The sequence below is a fragment of the Cohnella sp. GCM10012308 genome (assembly GCF_042649185.1).
In the GTDB taxonomy this organism is placed as follows: Bacteria; Bacillota; Bacilli; order Paenibacillales; family Paenibacillaceae; genus Cohnella.
Genome location: NZ_JBHRYU010000014.1, coordinates 158,953 through 180,040, shown reverse-complemented (window position 1 = coordinate 180,040; position 21,088 = coordinate 158,953). Strand labels below are relative to the sequence as shown.

9 protein-coding genes are annotated in these 21,088 nt (G+C 57.7%); 1 reads left to right on the top strand and 8 read right to left on the bottom strand.

Annotation, left to right across the window (positions count from 1 at the left end):
* Positions 1–475: 475 nt before the first annotated feature.
* The 6 genes from ACFOTD_RS17030 to ACFOTD_RS17005 all read right to left on the bottom strand — a co-directional run bounded on the left by ACFOTD_RS17030 (position 476) and on the right by ACFOTD_RS17005 (position 10,188).
* Complete coding sequence (locus ACFOTD_RS17030) at positions 476–1,855, bottom strand: alpha-L-fucosidase (RefSeq protein WP_378120808.1); 1,380 nt, start codon at positions 1,853–1,855, stop codon at positions 476–478.
* A gap of 271 nt (positions 1,856–2,126) precedes the next feature.
* Positions 2,127–3,815, bottom strand: a complete 1,689-nt coding sequence (locus tag ACFOTD_RS17025) for an ABC transporter substrate-binding protein (protein WP_378120806.1) — start codon at positions 3,813–3,815, stop codon at positions 2,127–2,129.
* Between the two features lie 17 nt (positions 3,816–3,832).
* On the bottom strand, positions 3,833–4,732 hold the full coding sequence (locus ACFOTD_RS17020; protein ID WP_378120804.1) for a carbohydrate ABC transporter permease: 900 nt from the start codon (positions 4,730–4,732) through the stop codon (positions 3,833–3,835).
* Positions 4,733–4,744: 12 nt separating this feature from the next.
* A complete protein-coding gene (locus tag ACFOTD_RS17015) occupies positions 4,745–5,710 on the bottom strand; it encodes an ABC transporter permease (RefSeq protein WP_378120802.1) in 966 nt (321 codons plus the stop codon).
* A gap of 751 nt (positions 5,711–6,461) precedes the next feature.
* Positions 6,462–8,822 carry a helix-turn-helix domain-containing protein gene (locus ACFOTD_RS17010; RefSeq protein WP_378120800.1) on the bottom strand — a complete coding sequence of 787 codons (2,361 nt, stop codon included), beginning with the start codon at positions 8,820–8,822 and terminating at the stop codon, positions 6,462–6,464.
* 391 nt (positions 8,823–9,213) lie between these two features.
* Complete coding sequence (locus ACFOTD_RS17005; protein ID WP_378120798.1) at positions 9,214–10,188, bottom strand: oxidoreductase; 975 nt, start codon at positions 10,186–10,188, stop codon at positions 9,214–9,216.
* Positions 10,189–10,335: 147 nt separating this feature from the next.
* Here ACFOTD_RS17005 and ACFOTD_RS17000 point away from each other — a divergent pair, with 147 nt between their 5' ends.
* Complete coding sequence (locus tag ACFOTD_RS17000) at positions 10,336–10,779, top strand: Lrp/AsnC family transcriptional regulator (RefSeq protein WP_378120796.1); 444 nt, start codon at positions 10,336–10,338, stop codon at positions 10,777–10,779.
* Here ACFOTD_RS17000 and ACFOTD_RS16995 read toward each other — a convergent pair.
* Both ACFOTD_RS16995 and ACFOTD_RS16990 read right to left on the bottom strand, forming a co-directional pair.
* The gene (locus ACFOTD_RS16995; RefSeq protein WP_378120794.1) at positions 10,770–12,110 is read right to left on the bottom strand and encodes an LLM class flavin-dependent oxidoreductase; all 1,341 of its coding nucleotides are present in this window, start codon (positions 12,108–12,110) and stop codon (positions 10,770–10,772) included. The two genes, ACFOTD_RS17000 and ACFOTD_RS16995, sit on opposite strands and share 10 nt — an antisense overlap.
* A gap of 182 nt (positions 12,111–12,292) precedes the next feature.
* Positions 12,293–20,755 (bottom strand): DUF4073 domain-containing protein, encoded by an 8,463-nt coding sequence (locus tag ACFOTD_RS16990; protein ID WP_378120792.1) that lies wholly within the window; start codon positions 20,753–20,755, stop codon positions 12,293–12,295.
* Positions 20,756–21,088: the final 333 nt, after the last annotated feature.

Here is a 21,088-nt window from a genome sequence, read left to right as displayed (position 1 = left end):
AGATGTGCAAAGCTATCCTTACCATCTTCACTTTGCTTGCTGGAGAAAACAAGTTGTTCCCCCACTGACAGCCTTTCTCGTCTTGAACTGCAGCCTACTATGTTAGGATGTTTGCAAAACGATTGCGATTTCACCGAAATAAGACGCTGGCACATCGTTATTTCGCAGCAAACCGCCGATTCTGCCGGAATAAGACGCTGGCACATCGTTATTTCACAGCAAACCGCCCATTCTGCCAAAATAAGACTCTGGCACATCCTTATTTCGCTTTGGTCGCTTTGGTGGCTTTGGCCGAGCAATAGCGGCACAGCATGCCGCTATCGCCGCAGCTACGCACCTTGGCCCTCACCATAGCGGCACAACATGCCACTAGCCTCAGGCTCATCTTTGGTTACTCCAACACCACTTACCGCTCTTTCCCGTCCCGATTTGCCACTCTTTCACGTCCCGATTTACTGCTCTTTCACATCCCGATTTACCGCTCTTGCCCGTCCCGATACACCGAAGTGCCGCGCTGCTCCCGCGCCCAGTCGGCGACGCGATGGGGATCGCCTTCCCACAGGCGCTGCCTGCCCCAGGAGTTGGCTTCCGGAGGTCCTTCGCACTCGACGCGGATGACCGGGAACAGGCGGGACGGCGCTTCTTGCGGCAGGCCGTCGATGATCAGCTCGTCGCCTTGCTGGGTGAAGCCGAGCGTCTGGCCGGTCGTCAGCAGCGTGACTCCCTTGACGCGAGTCGCCAGGTCTGCGAGCCGCAGCGTCGGGCGCCCGTCCCAGAAGCGGATGATCAAGTACAGGTTGTTGCCGCGCGTCGTCTGGCGTCCGCGGGTGATGAACTCCGTGATCGCGCCGCCGTCCGAGCCGTAAATCGCCTCGCCGTGCACGTCGAGCCAGCGGCCGATCGCTTCGGCGCGCTCAAGGAACTCGGGCGGGAATTGCCCGTCGGCCGTCGGTCCCACGTTGAGGAGCAGGTTACCGCCGTGGGCGCCGCCCTTTTCCGCGCATTCGATCAGCATATCGAGCAGGTAGTCGGCCGGACGCCAGCGCTCGCCGAACACGTGGCTCCACAAGCGCCATGTCGTGACCTGGCACGACTCCCACAGCCGCTTGCGGTCCACGACGATCAGATGCTCCGGCGTACCGAAGTCGCCCAGCGTATCCGAATCCCCCGCCCCGATGCCGCCGTCGGCCCGGTATCCGTCATGCTGCTCGGAGTAGCCCAGCCGGTTGTTGATCAAGATGTTAGGCTGAAGCTTCCGCATCTCCTCTACAAGCTCCACGCTGCCGAGATCGTCCGCGTTGCGCGGCCATACGCCGTCGAAGAAGAAATGATCGATCTGCCCGTAGTTAGTCAGCAGCTCCTTCACCTGGTTGTGCAGGTATTCCTTTGTCGTGGCCCAGCCTTCCGGATCCTTGTCCGGACCGTCGAAGTAAGCCGGCAAGCGCCAGTCGATCCACGAATAATACAGGCCGATGCGCAGCCCCGCCTTGCGGAAAGCCTCGATATACTCGCGGACGAAATCGCGCTTCGGCGTTTGCTTCGCGCTCGAGTAGTCGGTGTACGCGCTGTCCCACATGCAGTAGCCGTCGTGATGCCGGGTCGTGAAGCAGGCGTACTTGAAGCCCGCCTTGCGCGCGGTGTCCGCCCACATCTCCGGATCGAAGCGCTCCGGGTTCCAGGCGCTGGCCGCGTCCGCATACTCCTCATGGTTCATATGCTCGCGGAACAGCACCTGCTCCCCTCTCCCGAATTGGGCGTAAGGTCCCCAGTGAATGAACAAGCCGTACCGGCTCTCGGTGAACCATTGCCACTTGTCGGGCACCGAGAAGGTTTGTGTCGGAGCTTGCGTCGTCATCGAATCCGCTTCCCTTCCGAGCGCGCGGAAGCAAGACGCCGGCCCGGCGGCCTGCGGCTTTGCCGTTTCCCGCCGTGCCGGCGCCTCCCCTATCGCCGCTTTTCCATGTTGTATGTGCCTGTTTCCCTTAAACCTTTTGCCTTTGTCCGATTACCTTACTGTGCAGTTGCTTTGCCGATTTTCCTTACTGCGCAGTTGCTTTGCCGATTTTCCTTACTGCGCAGTTGCTTTGCTGATTCTCCTTACTGCGCAGCTGCTTTGCCGATTTACCTTACTGTGCAGCCGCCGCTTTGCGCGCCTCGTAAGCCGTCTGGTAAATCTCGAGATAGCGTTTCAGGTTCATGCCGTCCAGCGTCTTGAGGTACTTGTCCCACTCGGAATCGACGTCGGCGTCGCCGATAATGAAGCGCGCCATCATCTCGCTCGTGTAGTCGTAGATCGTCTTGGACAGATCCGCGATCTCCTGGGATTGATCCACCGTCAGGTTCAGCGGAGGCAGCACCGACTTGACGTCGACGCGGTACGGCTCGTATTTGTCTTTCGTTTCTTTGTAAAGGATCGATTCAAGCGGGTTGTCTTCGCTGGCTACCGCGCCGAGGCGGAGCGAGTTCGGACGGTAGGCGATGCCGCTCTGCGACCAGTGCTTGTTCTGCGTGACGCCGAAGGAAGACATGTCCTTGTAAACGGCCGCTTCGCCGTTCAGGCCGATCTCGCCGGCTTCCGCCCAGCGCCAGTCGACGTCCGGCTCCCCGATCGTGGAGCGCAGCGTGATCTCGCGGTCGTACAGCGCATCGGCGAAGCGGAACGCCGCTTCCGGATTTTTCGCTTCTTTCGTAATAACGAACTTGCCTGGCGCGACTTGGTACGGATCGTACTGGGTGAGCTGCACGCCGCCCGGTCCCTTCAGCGGAGGTACGGCGACATAGTCCTTCCAGCGGCCGCTCGCGCCGTTAAGCTGCGTGATGACGCTCATGTTCGGGCCGGAGGCGGCGCCGAGAATGACCGTGTTCGGATTTTCCCCGAGCTGAACGAGCTGCGCCGGGTCGCGCGTCAGCGCCTGCGGATCCATCAACCCTTCCGCGTACAGCTTGTGCAGGTACTTCATGCCGTCCTTCCAGCCGTCCTTGGTGAACGGAACGTCGACCTTGTCCTGATCGCTCACGTAGAGACGGGTGTATGGCGCGTAAGTAAAGGAATTCATCAGGAAATTCTCGACGCTCGTCGTGAGCGTTGCGCCCTGGGATTGGGCTGGCGCGCCGGAGAATGGAATTTCGTCCGCTTTGCCGTTGCCGTTCGGATCCTTTTCCTTGAAGGCCTTGAGGACGTTGTAGAACTCGTCCGTCGTCGTCGGCATCGCCAGGCCGAGCTTGTCGAGCCACGGCTGATAGATCCACAGCTTCTGGCGCATCGAACAGTGGTAGCATTCGTTAGGCGCGGGCAGCGCGTAAATGTTGCCGTCGGCGGACGTGATGGTCGGCTTGACGAGCGGGCTTTCCTCGAACATCTTCTTCGTGTTGACGCCGTATTTCTCGATATAATCGTTCAGCGGAAGCAGCACGCCTTGCTGGCCGTACAGCGCTTGCTGCTCCGGCGTGACGTCCATCATCATGACGACGTCGGGCAGGTCGCCGCTGGCCAGGGCGAGGTTAAGCTTTTCCGCGACCATGCTGCTCGGCACGATCTCCCATTCCACGTGGATGTTGGTGAGATCCTCGAAGTACTTCGTGAATTCGTTCGTGTTGAAATCCTCTACGGCAGGGTTGGCCCCCGTCATCACCTTCAAGGTGATCTTATCCTTCACGATCGGGAATTCGCCGGCCGGCGCGACCGCCGCTTCCGAGCCCGAGGAAGCGCCGCCGGAGGCGGCATTCGAATCGGAGTTGTTGCCGCTGCAGGCTGCCAGAATCGTAACCAGCATGACAATCGCAAGCGCCATCGAGACCATCTGTTTGATTTTCATCGTATCTATCCCCTTCTTTATCCTTTTAATGAACCGATCATGACGCCCTTGACCAGATACTTTTGCACAAAAGGGTAAACCACGAGCAGTGGTACGGTAGAGATGACGATCAGAGAATACTTGAGCAGCGTCTTCAGCGCTTCGCGCCTCGCGGCGTCCATCGGGTCTCCGGACAGCATCGCGACGTCGACGTCGTTTTTGACCAGTATATCCTTCAGAACGAGCTGCAGCGGATACATGTGCTGCGACTTCAAGTAGATCATGGCGTTAAAATATTGGTTCCAATTCGCAGCCGCGTAATAAAGCGTAATGACGGCCAGGATCGGACCGGACAGCCGGATGACGATTTTCCACACGAACTGGAAGTCGTTGCAGCCGTCCAGCTGCGCCGCTTCAAGCAGCTCGTCGGGAATCGACATCTGGAAGTAGGTGCGCGCGATGATGACGTTCCAGACGGTCAGCGCCGTCGGGATGATCATCGACCAGACCGTGTCCAGCATGTGCAGCTCGCGTACGAGCAGGTAGTTCGGGATGAGTCCGCCGGTGAACATCGTGGTGAACATGAACAGGAACATGAACCCGTTTTTCCCATAGAAGTCCTTGCGCGATAACGGATATGCCGCCAGCACCGTCATTACGACGTTGACTGCCGTCCCTGCTATCGTGTAGATCACCGAGTTTTTGAAGCCCGTCCACACCATCTTGTAATCGAGTACCGCCGTGTAGCCCTCGAGGCTCGGACGCACCGGCCACAGCCATACCTCGCCCGACACGACCGCCTGCGAATCGCTGAACGAAGCGCTGACGATGTAGATGATCGGATAGAGCACGCTGACGAACAGGATGGTGATGAACACCGCGTTAACAATCGTGAAGAGCTTGTCCGTGAACGACTCGTTGCGAAACCGGATATCCATGCGCAACCTCCTTTACCATAAGCTCGCCTGCTTCGTTCTCTGCGCAAGCTTGTTTACTGCCAGCAGCAACGCCAAGTTAATGACGGATTTAAACAATCCGATGGCGGTGGAGTAGGAGTAATTCGCGACCTGCGCGGTCAGGCCGACCTTGTACACATACGTGTCGATGATTTCGGATGCCTTCAGGTTGATCGGATTTTGCAGCAGCAGCACCTTTTCGAAACCGACGTCCAAAATGTGTCCGGTATTGAGGATGAGCAGGATAACCGCCATCGGCATAATGCCGGGCAGATCGATATGCCACATGCGCCTGAACTTGCTTGCCCCGTCCACGACCGCCGCCTCGTGCAGGGCCGGATCGATGGCGGCCAGCGCCGCGATAAAGATGATGCAGTTGAACCCGGCATGCTGCCACACGTCCGACCAGACATAGATGGAAGAGAACATCGAGATCTCGCCCATGAAGTTGATCGGCGCGATGCCGAAGACGTCGAGCAGCTTGTTCACGATCCCGATCCGCGGGTCGAGCAGCTCCTTGACGATGCCGACGATGACGACGATGGAGATAAAGTGTGGCGCGTACGTCACCATCTGGACGACCTTGCGGTACGACTTGCTCCTCAAGTAGTTGAGGCCAAGCGCCAGCAGGATCGGGAACGGGAATCCCGCGAGCAGATTGTAGAAGCTGAGCAGCAGCGTGTTGCCCAGAATCCGGGTGAAATCGTACGAATGAATGAACCGCGAGAAGTGATCGAGTCCGACCCAGGCGCTCCCCCAGATTCCCTTGGTGACGATAAAGTTCTTGAACGCGATCTGGGCGCCATACATCGGCACGTACTTGAAGATGATCAGGTACGCGAAGGGCAAGGCCATCAGCACGTACAATTGCCACGCTCGGATAATCTTCTTGGAGACGGCTGACTTGCGGGGCGCGACGCTCTCTCTGCTTGCTAGACGCTTGATATCGGGTACGCTCACTTCCTCTCACCTCCCTTGCCTAAACTTTTAGAGTCCGTAGCCCCCGATCGGGGTCTGCCGGGTACGATCGTCTCGGATCGTCCGGGCTGCTCTGCGGCTTAGGGCAAGCTTAGGCGCTGGAGGGCGGCGAAGTAAATTGCGTTGTGGTCCGATGATCGCCATTCGTTCAGATTCGGGGATTGATGTTTGCGTTTTCAGTGTGCATTTGATCAGAAATCAACTTGATTTTCCCATTTTTAGTTGGAAATGAGCGGTGTAAAGCGGTTACTTCGGAAGAGGCGGCATCATCAGCAATGCTGCCTTATCCGTCTCCCCCAGCTCCGGGAAGCCGCTAAAAAGCGCCTTGATGAGTGAAAGGTACAGTACCCGCGAGACCTCGGGGCACTGTACCTCTTTTTTTTGCAAGGCCTTAGGAACAGACAATTAAGGATTGATGCCGCACTGCTCTGCGTAGAAAGCATCCGCCAAAACGGCGCGAGGCATCCCAGCTCCAACACAACACTCACGGTCTCTCTAAGCTCACTTATTGCGCTTGCAGCTCCCATGCCGGGGGCTTCTGCCGCTCCAAGCTCAATTTTTGCGCTTGCAGCTCCCAGACCGGGGGCTCCTGCCGCTCTAAGCTCAATTTTTGCGCTTGCAGCTCCCAGACCGGGGGCTCCTGCCGCTGCAAGCGCAATTTTTGCGCTTACAGCTCTCAAGCTGCAGCCTCACGCAAGCCTGGCGGCACGGGCCTCCCCCGCCTATGCTGTTGTCAGGCTTCCCCCACCGCGCCGGCAGGTCCGTTAGAGGATGCGTAAGACGTTTCGGTGCGGGCCAGCTCGCGGAATACGGTCGCGTTCAGCCCCGTTCCCCGCTTAAATGCCCGGCAGAACGTGCTGGACGAATGGTAGCCCACCTGCTCCGCAATCTCGCGGATCGTCAGCGACGTCGAGGCCAGCTTGCTCTTTGCCTCGTCCATGCGCATATTTTCCAGATACTCGGAGAAGTTGATGCCCGTCTGTTCCTTGAAAAACTGGGACATGTAACCCTTTGAGACGTTCATGTTATCGGCAACGGCATCGAGCGTCAGGTTCGCGTCGCCGTAATGCTGCTGCAGGAAAGCCAGCATGTCGTCGAGCAGCCTGTGATTGCGGCTCTTCTTGCGCCTGTCGAGATCGCGGGCGGTCGTCAGGAACATCTCCGAGGCGCTTCGGTACGACAACTTAGGATTGTCGACGGCGCTCGGATGCTGCAGAAGCTGCTGGATATCGATCGCATGGTCCAGCGCAAGCTGCTCCTGAAGCTTGGCGAGGCAGCTCACGATTTCATAATAGAACAGCTGCTGCAGCGCGAGCGGCAAATGCCTGTCGCTGAAGTTTTCCTTGTAAAGCTGGCGTAGCACGGCCTCGACTTCCTCGGGCTCGCCCGCTTTGGCATAATTGATCAAGCGGTTCTCCAGCTCCTGCGGGAAGAAGAAGCGGGCGTTCGTATGCGGAAGATCGGCAAACCAGACCGTCTCGTTTTTGCTTTCGTAGCTGATCGAGGACAAGCACTGCCTTGCCTCTTCATAAGAGCCGGACACCTCGAGCAAGGTCGACCGGAAGCCCCCGATGGCAAAATAAAGCTGCAGCCCCTCGCGCCCGCTCGTCTCCGCTTCGATCGCGGCCACGCTCCGGTCGATCATATGCCGGAACGACGCCTCGTCTCCCAGTTCGTCCACGAACAGCAAAGCAATCTTGTCCTCCGCGATATGATGGGCGTACCGATCGTCCCCGAGACCTCTGCGGATCGCTTCGGTTACCCATACGCGATTGACGTCCAGCTTGTCCAGCTCCGCTTCCGTATTGCTCTGACCTGAACGGCTGAAATTCAGGATCCCGATCGCGTAGCCTTGACCGTGCAGGCCGATCCGCTGGTGAGCGAGCAGCGAATTGATCTCGTTCATCGACAGGAAGTCGCCCTTGAGCAGCCGCTGGAAAAACGTGTCCCAGACGAGCGGCACCTGCTTGTCCATCTCCTCCCGCAGCTCCGCGTTGTTATCGAGCAGTGAAGACAACGACTGCTGGATATAGCCGTACATGTCCTTCGGCTTCTGCGGCGCGCCGGCCGCCTGGTGGCGGTCCCGAAGCGTGGACATAATGCGCACGAGCGGACGTCCGCTCCGGGTCGCGAACAAATACGCCAGCACGATGCCGAGCCCGAGGAACACAGCCACGATCGAGAAAGTCAGCTTTTTAATGGAGATGACCTTCCCCAGCACGATATGGGGAGGCTGCGCCACGACATAGGACCATTTGTTATACGAGGAAGTCGTATATGTAACCATGCGTCCGTCCGTCTTGTCCGAAGCCTCGATCGTTCCGGAAAGGCCGGGCAGGACGACGTTCCCGCCAAGCGCGGACTTCGAGCCGTCGCCGATGAGCGAAGCGACCACTCTCCCCTTGTCGTCAATGATCGATGCCGAGCCGCCGTCCGAGATGTCGATCCCGCTCAGCAGCGACTTCAGTTCGTTTCCGTCCACGAGCACGATTAGAGCGCCCTGGATGCGTCCCGGATACCCGAGCGACTGCACGTAGGTGATCATATCGTACGTCTTATCCTCGTACCGGGCCGCTCCCGTCGGCATGATCTCCCGGTTGCGGTACGTCGAGAGCAGATCGTCGCGCCATGCTTTGTAATCGATTTCATTGTAGGTTAATACATGATCGTAGAAGTACGGCAGCTCATACGAGGAATTGGACGATAAGGCCAGGTTGCTGTTCTTGAAAATAAGAAAATAGTCCAACACAAAATTGTTGGAGGCATTGTAGCTGTACAGGCTCTTCTGCGTCCGCAGAACCTTGTACGCGTTGGTGCTGCTGAACGGATCGGAGACGCGCTGGAAGCTGTTGACGCCCGGGTCGTTGAGCAGCTGCAGGGAGATCGTGTTGATCTCGGAAAAGCGGCTGTCGAGCGTATTCTTGACCTGGTCCAGCATCTGCATGTTGTTGCGGACGACTTCGTCCTTCACCACGTGATACGTCTTGTTATAGAACAGCCACCCCAGCGTCAGCGCCAAGAGCATAAACAGAAAATAAGGAAGCATCATTCGGAGAAATAAAGGCTGCTGGCCCAGTCGATTCCTCAAGCGCATGACTCACGTTCCTCCGTTCGTCTCAGGTGTGTTGTTAGCTATTATAACATCAATCCGAAAATTCTTAACATGAAATTAACAAAATAGAGAAAGAGCAGCGTTATCGCTGCCCGTCATTAAACAGCATTAGAAGTGTAGCGCTTACAAGAAGCAAATTTAATCATAACACATGTAGTCAAGGTGTTGAGGCGGGGCTAGGCGGTGAAAGCAAACCAAAAAGGGATGAAGCAGAGGTATCTCCTGCTTACATCCCTTTTCAGTCCGCGGTTCGGCGCGGGATCGCCATGTAGCTCTATCCGGAGCTTCTACGCCTCAGTTGGCCGCGCGGACTTCCCATGTAGCTCTATATGGAACTTCTTCGCCTCAGTTGGCAGCTTGGGCTGAACAACTTTCAAGCCAACAAACTCCCGGCAAAATCCGGATCGTCGAGCATCGGACTGCCGATGGCGATCAGATCCGCAAGTCGATCCTCCAACGCGCGGTTGGCGAGACTTTGCGTATGCAGTTTGCCGACCGCGATCACTGGAATGCGGAAATGCTGCTTAATCGCGGCGGCATGCGGCAATTGATAGCCCGGATGCACGTCCGCCGGCTTGATCGGGAGCAGTCCGCCGCTGGAGACGTGAATGCCGTCCAGCTCGGCTTCAAGTGGCTTCAACAGCCGTACCCATCCCTCGGGCGTAAGCCCGCCTTCGCAATAGTCCGTTGCGGAGATCCGTACGATGACCGGATAGTCCCTCCCCACTTCCTGCCTGATCGCCGAGAGCGCCTCCTTCAGAAACCTGGACCTGCCCTCGGAACTGCCGCCGTATTCGTCCGATCTTACATTGGTGAGCGGAGATAAAAATTGGTGGATCAAAAAACCGTGCGCCGCGTGGATCTCAATGCCGTCAAACCCGGCTTCGACGCTTCTGGCGGCAGCGAGGCGATATTCTTCGAGGACGCCGCGAATGCCGGCCTGCGTCAACGCCTCGGGCGTGCCGTAATGATCGTCGAAAGGCAAGGCGCTTGGCGCAATCAGCGACCGGGTCACCTTGGGCGAGGATTTCCGGCCGCCATGCGACAATTGAACGAACACAGGCGTTCCGAGCGCGTGGATCGCATCCGTTATCTTTTTCAGAGGCTGCACGTGCTCCTCCTTATAAATACCGATATCGTTCGGCCATAGCCGGCCATTGGGCGAGACAGCTGTCGACTCTACGATAATAAGCCCTACATGGCGCGCTCTGCTGCCGTAATGGGCGATATGATGATCCGTCGGGAACGCGTCGATCGTGCCTTTGTATTGCTGCAGCGGGGCCATGACCAGCCGGTTTTTTAGCTTCAAAGCGCCCAGGGTCGCAGCGTCGTTGACGGTAACTGTCATAGAAGATTCTCCTTCGCAAGTCATGATTGGCATTTTATAATGGATTGGTGTGAATTCGCATGCTATTATCGAGGCCAAATATTGAATACTCATTATTTATTCAGTCATTTTATTTGAACAACCTTAATTCATTAAGCGGAGGCTCTTATGGACCACATCGATTCCAAAATCCTGTCTCTCTTGCACGACAACGCCAGAATATCGATCTCCGAAATGAGCAGAACGATCGCCATGTCGCAGCCTGCCGTCACGGAACGGGTTCGGAAGCTGGAGGAGCAGGGGGTTATCACCGGTTACCGCGTGCAGCTGTCCCCGCACAAACTGGGGAAGCATACGACTGCCTTCGTGTTGTTTAAAACGAATAAATGCCCCGACCTGACCGCGTTCTGCGAATCGTCGCCCGATATCGTGGAGCTTTACAGAATTAGCGGAGAATACAACTTTCTGATGAAAATCGTTACGGAAACGACAGAATCGCTAGCCAGCCTGCTGGATGAATGCAATGCTTTTGGCTTTTCGTCTATTCTGGTCGTGCTATCCACGGCGTTCGAGGATAAAAATATCGCGGAGGTCGGCCCCTCTCATAATTGAGCATCCGCCGCCGTCGCGGCAAGCGCGTGGCGATTGGCCGGTATTGGAACGCCCAGATTGCCTCGCAGCGTGTCTGCTTCGTATTCGGTGCGATAAAGGCCTCTTTCCTGCAAAATAGGGATGACCTGCTCCACGAATTCCTCCAGCGCGCTTGGCGTAACGGACTGAATGAAGAAGCCGTCCGCCGCTTCTTCCTCGTAATAAAGCTGGATCAAGTCGGCGATCTGTTCCGGCGTGCCCATAAAGCCGCCTGGCGGCGATACGAAGCGAAGCGCGACCTGGCGCAGCGTCAGATTTTCCTCGCGCGCGATTCGCCGGATTCGTTCGGTCGTGCTTCTATAGCTGTTGTTGCCGAGATCGCCCAGGTCGGGGAACGGCTCATCCAGCGGAAATTGCGAGAAATCGTGATGCTCATAGAATCGGCCAAGGTGGGCGATGGCTTTTTCAATCGTGACCAAATTGGCGATCTCCTCGTATTTGGCCTTTGCTTCTGCTTCCGTGCGGCCGATAATGACGCCGATGCCGTGCAGGATCGCGATGTCGTCGGGCGACCGCCCATAGGCCGCGGCGCGCGCTTTGACATCCCGGTAGAATTGCTTGGCGTCTTCGATATAAGCATGCTCCGTCAAGACGGCATCCGCCGACCGCGCGGCCAGATTTTTGCCGGCTTCGGACGAGCCCGCCTGGAATACGACCGGCTGCCCCTGCTTCGAACGCCCGATGTTGAGAGGCCCGCGTACGGAGAAAAATTCGCCCTTGTGGTCAAGCGTATGCAGCTTGGAACGGTCGAAAAAAACGCCGGTGTCTTTATTGCGGATAAAGGCGTCGTCCTCCCAAGAATCCCACAGTCCCCGCACGACTTCGAGATACTCCTCCGCCATGCGGTAACGCTGGGCATGGGAAGGATGCCCGTCCTTGCCGTAGTTGAGAGCGGAGCCTTCCAGCGGCGAGGTGACGACATTCCATCCCGCTCGGCCGGCGCTGATGTGATCCAGCGAAGCGAACTGGCGGGCAGCGTTAAACGGTTCGCTGTAGGAGGTCGACAGCGTGCCTACCAGGCCGATCCTGCTCGTAACGGCGGCTATCGCGGACAAGATGGTAATCGGCTCGAACCGGTTCAGAAAATGCGGAAGGGAATCCTCCGTGATATAGAGCCCGTCGGCGATAAAGACGAGATCGAACTTGCCGGCTTCGGCCGTCCGCGCCTGCCGTTTGTAAAATTCAAGGTTGACGCTCGCATCGACCGGCATGTCAGGGTGTCTCCACAGGCCGGTGTGCGCCCCCAAGCCTTGAAGGATGGCTCCGAATTTAAGCAGCTTTTTTCCGGACATTCCGATTCGCGCTCCTTGTCGTTAGATGATCGAGCCTTCGTCTACGTTACACTTCGATAAGCGTATCACCAACTATTCAAGGCGGTCTATGCGGATTTAAAGGGAAATGGACGTTAAAAAATTAAATTTAACGGAAATCGCATGCGAAAAAGCCCTCCACGAATGGAGGGCCCTCGCACTGCTTATACGATCGACTCAATAAACCTTTGCAGCACAGCCGCGACTTCCGCCCGCGTCGCCGTTTCCTTCGGCGCGAAGGCATTGTCATTGCGACCGGTAATGATACCAGATTGCTGCGCGTATAGCGCGGCTTGGCGTGCCCAGGCATCGATTGCCGATGCGTCGGAATAGCGAAGCTCCGAACCTGCCGTTACGTTCGTGTCCGCCTTGATGAACTGCGCGAAGCGATAGAGCATCGCGGCCAGCTCTTGACGCGTCACTTGACGGTTCGGATCGAATCGCGTGCCGCCGACGCCCTGAACAATGCCGCTGCTCGCAGCCCAATCCAGGTACGCGCCGTACCAGCTGTCGTAATTCACGTCCGTGAACGCATGCTGTCCGGTCGCGGCCAACGGGCCATAGCTTCTCTCGTAAAGGCGGCCGATGACGGTCGCGAGCATCGCGCGGGTCATGCCCGTGTTCGGCGCAAAATTTTGCTCGCTGACGCCCAAGAAGAGCTCGCGCTCGGCGACGAAGTCGATGTAGGACTTGCCCCAATGGTTCGCGATGTCGCCGAAAGTCTTGGGATTGGCCTGGAACTCGATTGTCTTGCCGGCAGGCGCGATATACTTCATTTCTCCGGAAGCGTCGGTAGAGAAGCCGATAAATACCTTGGTACTACCATTATAGTAGAACGGCAGTCCGGCGGCTTTTACTTTTGCAAATACCGCCTTGATCGTATGTGCCTCGGTAACATTGGCGAACGTGTAGCTGCCGATCTTGCCCACGCTCTTGCCGTCTACGGTCACATCCGAGATCGCATAGCCCGCATCCGGCGTGATCGTATAGGTCTGGCTGCCGCCTCTGCTAACCGCGACATTCCCCGCAGGACTTATGCTGCCGCCTGCGTCCGCGTCCGCCGTAATGGTCAGGCTGCCGACCGATACGCTGCCTGTCGGAGAGACGATCTCGCCATTGGCGACCGCATAGGTCGAGAAGTTCTGCGCCCAGATGATAATCTGGTTGTCTGCTTCGTCAAGCATATAGCCTTCCGTAGATGGCGTAGTTGCGGAAAGGGCCAGCCGCGTCATCTTTTGCGCCACGCCGATGTGGTACCGATAAATCGTGACGTTTTCTTTTCCGGCCAGATCGTACGGCACGATAATCTTCAGCAGACTGCCTACCGTAGATAGCGTGGTGCGGCTCGACTGGTTGGACGTATCGATCCGTGTCTTGGTCAGCGTCAGATCCAGATACAGGTCGATGCTTTGTCCGCCCGCCAGATTCCGCAGATCGGAAGCGCCTATCGCCGCCGCTGCGTCCTGCTTCTCCACGCCGAGCGTGATCTTGACCGATCCGCCATCCGCGACGAGCTGCTGGTCGTCGGCCGTATACACGTTTTGCGTATCTGCGAACAACTCGTTCAACCCGTCCACGACAACGCTTGGCGTGTCTCCCTTGATCTCCAAAGCGCTGTTCTTGTTGCCTCTCGGCAGAACAAGGCGTCGCGGACTGAAGTCGTAATCCTGATCCTTTACGGTAACGGCGACCGTAATGATCTGATCTTCCTTGGTGACAACCAGATTATAGGTTCCGTTCGGCACGCCGGTGACTTTGAAATGCCCGTTCGCATCGGTCAATGCGGTCGAACCGATCTGGACGTTGCCCTTCATCACCTTAACGGTCGCGCCAGCGCTGTAGTTGGCGTCCGGGGTGTCGTCTACTACGGTTCCGATGACGCTATAAGTGCCGTTGATCGTGAAAAGGATCGTTTTCGCCTGGCCTGCCGGCGTGCTGCCGCTTGCTCGGACGCGAACCTTGACTGTGTGCTCGCCGCTCAAGTTGGGCGGGTTCGCCGGGTCGTAGGTTGCCCAGCTGCCGTCGTCGATCGCGTATTCCATCGTCGCATCCGCGCCGACAATCGTATTTAATGTGTCGTTCGCCGATACGTTCGGCGCTGCCGGTGCATTTGGCGTGAAGTGCAGCGTCGCCGCCGAACCAGCCAGTGCGGTTGCGGTGGCGGATGTACGCACTTGTACCGTATGCGTGCCGGACAGGTCAGGCGCGCTTGTACCGTTGAATTTCACATAAGAGCCGCCATCAATCGCGTACTCCATACCGTTGGCGAGGCCTGCAATCGTGTTGGCATCGTCGTTTGCCGAAACAGACGGAGCCGCCGGACGGGACGGAACAACCAGCGTCTGCGGCGCCGAGTTCGTCGTCGACGTTCCGTCGCCGACCTTCACGATGGAGAGCGATGTGCCGAGCCAGCCGGCTTCAATCGCGATTTTACCGTCATTCCCCGCCGTCTTGGTCACGCCGCCGATCAGATAGTCCGATCCCGGCGTCAGGCCCGTAAGCTTCTCGTCGCTGTAGCTGATCGCGACATTCGGCGTCATCTCTGGAGTGGCCGTGAATGCTACCACCGTTACCGACGTAGTTGCTGACGCAAATGCCGTTGCCGTTGCTGCCGTCCGCACGTAATACGTGTCCGGCGCAAGGCCCGTTACCGTCGTGCCGGTGATTGCCGTCCACGTGCCCGCAGCGCCCTTCTTGTACTCCAGATCGCTGGTGACGCCCGTGATCGTGCCATCGTTCTTGGCCGATGTCTCATCTGTCTTGCCGACAGTTGTCGGTGCGGCCGGACGCGCTGGCACAACCAGCGTCTGCGGCGCCGAGTTCGTCGTCGACGTGCCGTTGCCGACCTTCACGATCGATAGCGATGTGCCGAGCCAGCCGGCTTCTATCGCGATTTTTCCGTCATTGCCCGCCGTCTTGATCACGCCGCTGATGAGATAGTCCGCTCCCGGCGTCAGGCCCGTCAGCTTCTCGTCGATGTAGCTGATCGCGGCATTCGGCGTCGTTTCCTGCGTGGCCGTGAACGCCCCCACCGTTACCGAAGTTGCCTCCGACGCAAACGTTGTTGCCGTTGCAGCCGTCCGCACGTAATACGTGTCCGGCGCAAGGCCAGTTACCGTCGTGCCGGCGATAGCCGTCCAAGTGCCCGCAGCGCCCTTCTTGTACTCCAGATCGCTGGTGACGCCCGTGATCGTGCCATCATTCCCGGCCGATGTCTCATCCGTCTTGCCAACGCCAGTCGGTGCGATCGGACGCGAAGGCACAACCAGCGTCTGCGGCGCCGAGTTCGTCGTTGACGTGCCGTCGCCTACCTTCACGATGGAGAGCGATGTGCCAAGCCAGCCGGCTTCGATCGCGATCTTGCCGCTGCCGTCGGCCGTCTTGCTCACGCCGCCGATCAGGTAAGAGGCGCCAGAAGTCAGACCCGTCAGCATCTCGTCGCTGAAACCGATCGCCGCATTCGGCGTCGTTTCCGGCGCGGCTGTGAATGCTCCCACTGTCACCGACGTCGCTTCCGACGCAAACGCCGTTGCCGTTGCTGCCGTCCGCACATAGTAGGTGTCCGGTGCAAGGCCTGTGACCGTCGTGCCCGCAATTGCCATCCAAGTACCTGCCGTGCCCTTCTTGTACTCCAGCTCGTTAGTGACGCCCGTGATCGTGCCATCGTTCTTGGCCGATGTCTCATCTGTCTTGCCGACAGTTGTCGGTGCGGCCGGACGCGCTGGCACTACCAGCGTCTGCGGCGCCGAGTTTGTCGTCGACGTGCCGTCGCCGACCTTCACGATCGATAGCGACATACCGAGCCAGCCGGTCTCAATCGCTATTTTCCCGTCATTGCCCGCCGTCTTGATTACGCCGCCGATCAGATAGTCCGCTCCCGGCGTCAGGCCCGTCAGCTTCTCGTCGCTGTAGCTGATCGCGGCATTCGGCGTCGATTCCGGCGTGGCCGTGAACGCACCCACCGTCACCGACGTCGTCTCCGACGCGAATGCCGATGCAGTTGCTGCCGTCCGCACGTAATACGTGTCCGGCGCAAGGCCCGTTACCGTCGTTCCGGCGATTGCCGTCCACGTGCCTGCCGCGCTCTTCTTGTACTCGAGCGCGCTGGTCACGCCCGTGATCTTGCCGTCGTTCTTCGCCGATGTCTCATCCGTCTTGCCGACACCTGTCGGCGCAGCCGGACGCGCTGGCACAACCAGCGTCTGCGCCGCCGAGTTCGTCGTCGACGTGCCGTCGCCGACCTTTACGATTGAGAGTGATGTGCCGAGCCAAGCGGCTTCGATCGCGATCTTGCCGCTACCGTCGGCCGTCTTGCTCACGCCGCCGATCAGATAGTCCGCTCCCGGCGTCAGGCCCGTCAGCTTCTCGTCGCTGTAGCTGATCGCGGCATTCGGCGTCGATTCCGGCGTGGCCGTGAACGCACCCACCGTCACCGACGTCGTCTCCGACGCGAATGCCGATGCAGTTGCTACCGTCCGCACGTAATACGTGTCCGGCGCAAGACCCGTTACCGTCGTGCCGGTGATTGCCGTCCACGTGCCCGCAGCGCCCTTCTTGTACTCCAGATCGCTGGTGACGCCCGTGATCGTGCCATCGTTCTTGGCCGATGTCTCGTTCGTCTTGCCAACATCTGTCGGCGCAGCCGGACGCACTGGCACAACCAGCGTCTGCGGCGCCGAGTTCGTCGTCGACGTACCGTTGCCAACCTTCACGATGGAGAGCGATGTGCCGAGCCAGCCGGCTTCAATCGCGATTTTTCCATCATTGCCAGCCGTCTTGGTCACGCCGCCGATGAGATAGTCCGCTCCCGGCGTCAGGCTCGTCAGCTTCTCGTCGCTATAGCTGATCGCGACATTCGGCGTCGTTTCCGGCGTCGCAGTGAACGCACCAACCGTTACCGACGTCGTCTCCGACGCGAATGCCGATGCCGTTGCTGCCGTCCGCACGTAGTAGGTGTCTGGTGCAAGACCCGTCGCGGTTGTGCCAGTGATAGCCGTCCAAGTGCCCGCAGCGCCCTTCTTGTACTCGAACGCACTGGTCACGCCCGTGATCGTGCCGTCGTTCCCGGCCGATGTCTCGTCCGTCTTGCCAACACCCGTCGGCGCAGCCGGACGCGCTGGCACAACCAGCGTCTGCGGCGCCGAGTTCGTCGTCGACGAGCCGTCGCCGACCTTCACGATGGAGAGCGCTGTGCCGAGCCAGCCGGCTTCAATTGCGATTTTTCCATCATTGCCAGCCGTCTTGGTCACGCCGCCGATGAGATAGTCCGCTCCCGGCGTTAGGCCCGTCAGCTTCTCGTCGCTGTAGCTGATAGCGGCATTCGGCGTCGATTCCGGCGTGGCCGTGAACGCACCCACCGTCACCGACGTCGTCTCCGACGCGAATGCCGATGCAGTTGCTGCCGCCCGCACGTAATACGTGTCCGGCGCAAGGCCCGTTACCGTCGTGCCCGCAATTGCCACCCAAGTACCTGCCGTGCCCTTCTTGTACTCCAGATCGCTGGTGACGCCCGTAATCGTGCCGTCATTCCCGGCCGATGTCTCATTCGTCTTGCCAACACCTGTCGGCGCAGCCGGACGCGCTGGCACAACCAGCGTCTGCGGTGCCGAGTTCGTCGTCGACGTTCCGTCGCCGACCTTTACTATGGACAACGACATGCCGAGCCAGCCGGTCTCAATCGCTATTTTCCCGTCATTGCCCGCCGTCTTGATTACGCCGCCGATCAGGTACGCCGCTCCAGGCGTTAGACCTGTAAGCTTCTCGTCGCTGTAACTGATCGCGGCATTCGGCGTCGCTTCCGGCGTCGTTCCCGAGCTGGGCACCTGGAACACGATCGGGAAGCCCTGCAAGTAGGTAAGCGCCACGCCGCCCGAAGCCCCGTTCTTGCCGCCGACGATCACAATCCTGCCGTTTTTGTCGACTGCCATTCCATACGCGTCATACTTGATCAGCAGCTCGTTAAGCGAAGTAATATCGATTCGGCCATCAATGAGCGTACCGTCGCTTGCAAGCGTCACTACTCGACTGGTGGTGTCGTAATTCTCGTCCAGCTCGGACTGCAGAAAATAAGCCGCACCGTCGGAGCCGAGCGCAAGGGCGCTTCCCGCATTCGGGTTGTTAGATGGTGCATATATGCCGTTACTGCCGCTTTGAACGTTTCCGGTAACAACCTGTTTGTTTCCCCACGTTGTGCCGTCGAACTCCATAAGATTAATCGAAAATTGAGGAAAGTCAACGACCGTGTAATAGACCTTCAATTTTCCGTTGCCAGGATCGATAGCCGCACCTGAAATGGATACAGAGCCGCTATGTTCAAATGGTATCGTCTTGGCGCTGAAGGCGCCGTTTTCGTAAACGGAGAATTCTCCATTCGAGTAGATCAGATAAAGCTTGCCCGCTGCCGGAGAAAGGACGTAAACGGGCGCAAACACATCGGTCGAGGCTGTGTAATGCTCGATATTGCTTGTCTGCCACGACCCGGTAATATTCGTAGTCAGAATGGTCGAATAGTAGGAGAAGGGCGAGGACAGCGCATTATTATATTTTTTGGCTGCAACAAACACCTTATTGTTTGCATCCACTTCAACTTTGACATCCTCGATATAGTCCCTGTCCAATGAATTGCCGCTGTAGATTTGACCTGTAATCAGTCGTGTCGGATTCCAGTTCGCCCCGTCGTAGTAGGCATAATCCAGATTGTCCACGCCGGCGTTGCGACTCATGAACGCGACATGGATATTTCCGCTTCCGTCGACCGCAAAGGAACCGCGGTTGACAAGGGAATACGGATTGGACACTGGCGGCGTATATGTCGTTAGCTTGATCCAAGACGAGCCGTCGAATTTATAAAATACAAACGCGTTAGCGCTATTCGTCACCATGGTGTAGAGATTGCCTGCCGAGTCCCGGTTGATGTCGAGGAGAAAGGCGCTGCCGTTCGACAATTGACCGGTCTGGATAGCGGGATCAACGATCCCGCTATCCGGGTCCGTTGCAGTGGGCGCGGCAACAGCAATCGTCACCGAAGCCGCCGTGGAAGCAAACGCGCTGGACGTCGCCTTCGCTCGCACATCATACGTGCCAGGCGTAAGGCCGGTGACCGAAGTCCCCGTCACGCTCGTCCAGCTGCCCGATGGGCTCAGCCTGTATTCCAAGGCGCTGGAAACGCCCGTGATCGTACCGTCGTTCTCGGCCGACGTCTCGTCCGTCTTGCCAACGCCGGTCGGCGCGGCCGGACGCGCCGGCACAGCCAGCGTCTGCGGCGCCGAGTTCGTTGTCGACGAACCGTTGCCGACCTTCACGATCGAGAGCGACGTGCCGAGCCAGCCGGCCTCAATCGCGAGCTTGCCGCTGCTATCGGCCGTCTTGCTCGCGCCGCCGATAGTATAAGCCGCATTCGGCGTCAGACCCGTGAGCATCTCATCGCTGTAGCTGATTGCTGCATTCGGCGTCGCTTCCGGCGTCATTCCCGGCCTGGGCACCTGAAATACGATCGGCAAGCCCTGCAAGTAAGTAAGCGCTGCGCCGCCCGAAGCCAGGTCCTTGCCGCCGACGATCACGATCCTGCCGTTTTTGTCGACAGCCATGCCATACGCATCATCCGTGTTCATCAGTTCGCTGAGCGAAGCAATATCGCTTCGGCCATCGATGAGCGTGCCGTTGCTTTCAAGCGTCACCACTCGATAAGTGATGCTGCCATCTTCAACGTATTCATTTTGCAGGAAATATGCCGTACCGTCTGGCCCAATCGCAAGGGAGCTGCCGGGATGCTGGTGGTGGCTTACTGTAGGTGCCGATAAGCCGAAACTGCCTGGTCCGCTTTGCACGTTGCCAATAACGGACAGCCTGTCCCCCCAAGTTGTGCCATCGAATTCCATAAGATAAAGAGAACTTTGCCCGGTGTTGTAATCAATATCCGTGTAATAAACCTTTAAATGTCCGTTGCCGGGATCGATAGCTGCACCGGCCAACGCTAAATCAGCGTCATGTTCAAATGGTGTCGTTTTGGCGCTGAAGACGCCGTTTTCGTATATGGAGAACTCTCCATCCGGATAGATGAGATAAAGCTTGCCCGCTGCCGGAGAAAGTACGTAAACGGGTACAGACACCAGGGTTGAGTCAACATAATGCTCTATATTGCTTGTTTGCCACGCCCCGGTAATATTGGTGGTCATAATAGTCGAGTTGTAGGCGTCCGGCGAGGACAGGGAATTATTGTATTTTCTAGTCACAATAAATACCTTGTTGTTTACATCAACTTCAATTTTAACGTCCTCGAAAACGTCCCTATCCCCCGCATCGCCGCTATAGCTTTGACCTGTAATCAAGCTCTCCTTATTCCAGTTCGCTCCATCGTAGTAGGCATAATCCAGATAGTCTACACCTGCGGAACTGCGAGTTAGAAACGCGACATGCAGATGCCCGCCACTGTCGACCGCAAAGGAACCGCGCTCGACAAGGGAATACGGATAGGATTCCGGCGTATCGGAATACGTCGTGAACTTGGTCCAAGACGATCCGTCGAATTTATAAAACACGAACTTGTTATCGCTATCCGTAACCATGGTGTACAGATTACCTGCCGCATCCCGGTTGATGTCGAGCAGAATGGGGTTGCCGTTCGTCAATTGCCCTGTTTGAATGCTGGGATCGACGATCCCACTATCCGGATTAAGGACGCCGGCATGCGCGGGAGCCGAATAGGAGAAAGAGGCAACAATTAGACTGACCGCCAACATGTATATCGAAAATAACCTTGCTAAGCTTGCCCGATTGCCTCGAGCTCGATGTCGATTTTTCATCATCTGATAGGAACGCTCCTCGTATAAATAGATTGAGCTTATGTCAAAATCCGACGATATACGCGCTCTACACCTCCGCCGGACCTAGTTATCGATGATACTTACTATATTAAAGCAAGCTTACCAGAGGATGCTGAACAAACTCTTAACCTCACACAA

What these genes read in the sequence shown, in the direction of transcription:
- ACFOTD_RS17005 (WP_378120798.1), bottom strand. Translation starts at nt 10,188, where the DNA reads ATGACAGTTACCGTCAACGACGCTGCGACCCTGGGCGCTTTGAAGCTA.
- ACFOTD_RS17010 (WP_378120800.1), bottom strand. Translation starts at nt 8,822, where the DNA reads ATGCGCTTGAGGAATCGACTGGGCCAGCAGCCTTTATTTCTCCGAATG.
- ACFOTD_RS17000 (WP_378120796.1), top strand. Translation starts at nt 10,336, where the DNA reads ATGGACCACATCGATTCCAAAATCCTGTCTCTCTTGCACGACAACGCC.
- ACFOTD_RS16995 (WP_378120794.1), bottom strand. Translation starts at nt 12,110, where the DNA reads ATGTCCGGAAAAAAGCTGCTTAAATTCGGAGCCATCCTTCAAGGCTTG.
- ACFOTD_RS17020 (WP_378120804.1), bottom strand. Translation starts at nt 4,732, where the DNA reads ATGGATATCCGGTTTCGCAACGAGTCGTTCACGGACAAGCTCTTCACG.
- ACFOTD_RS17025 (WP_378120806.1), bottom strand. Translation starts at nt 3,815, where the DNA reads ATGAAAATCAAACAGATGGTCTCGATGGCGCTTGCGATTGTCATGCTG.
- ACFOTD_RS17030 (WP_378120808.1), bottom strand. Translation starts at nt 1,855, where the DNA reads ATGACGACGCAAGCTCCGACACAAACCTTCTCGGTGCCCGACAAGTGG.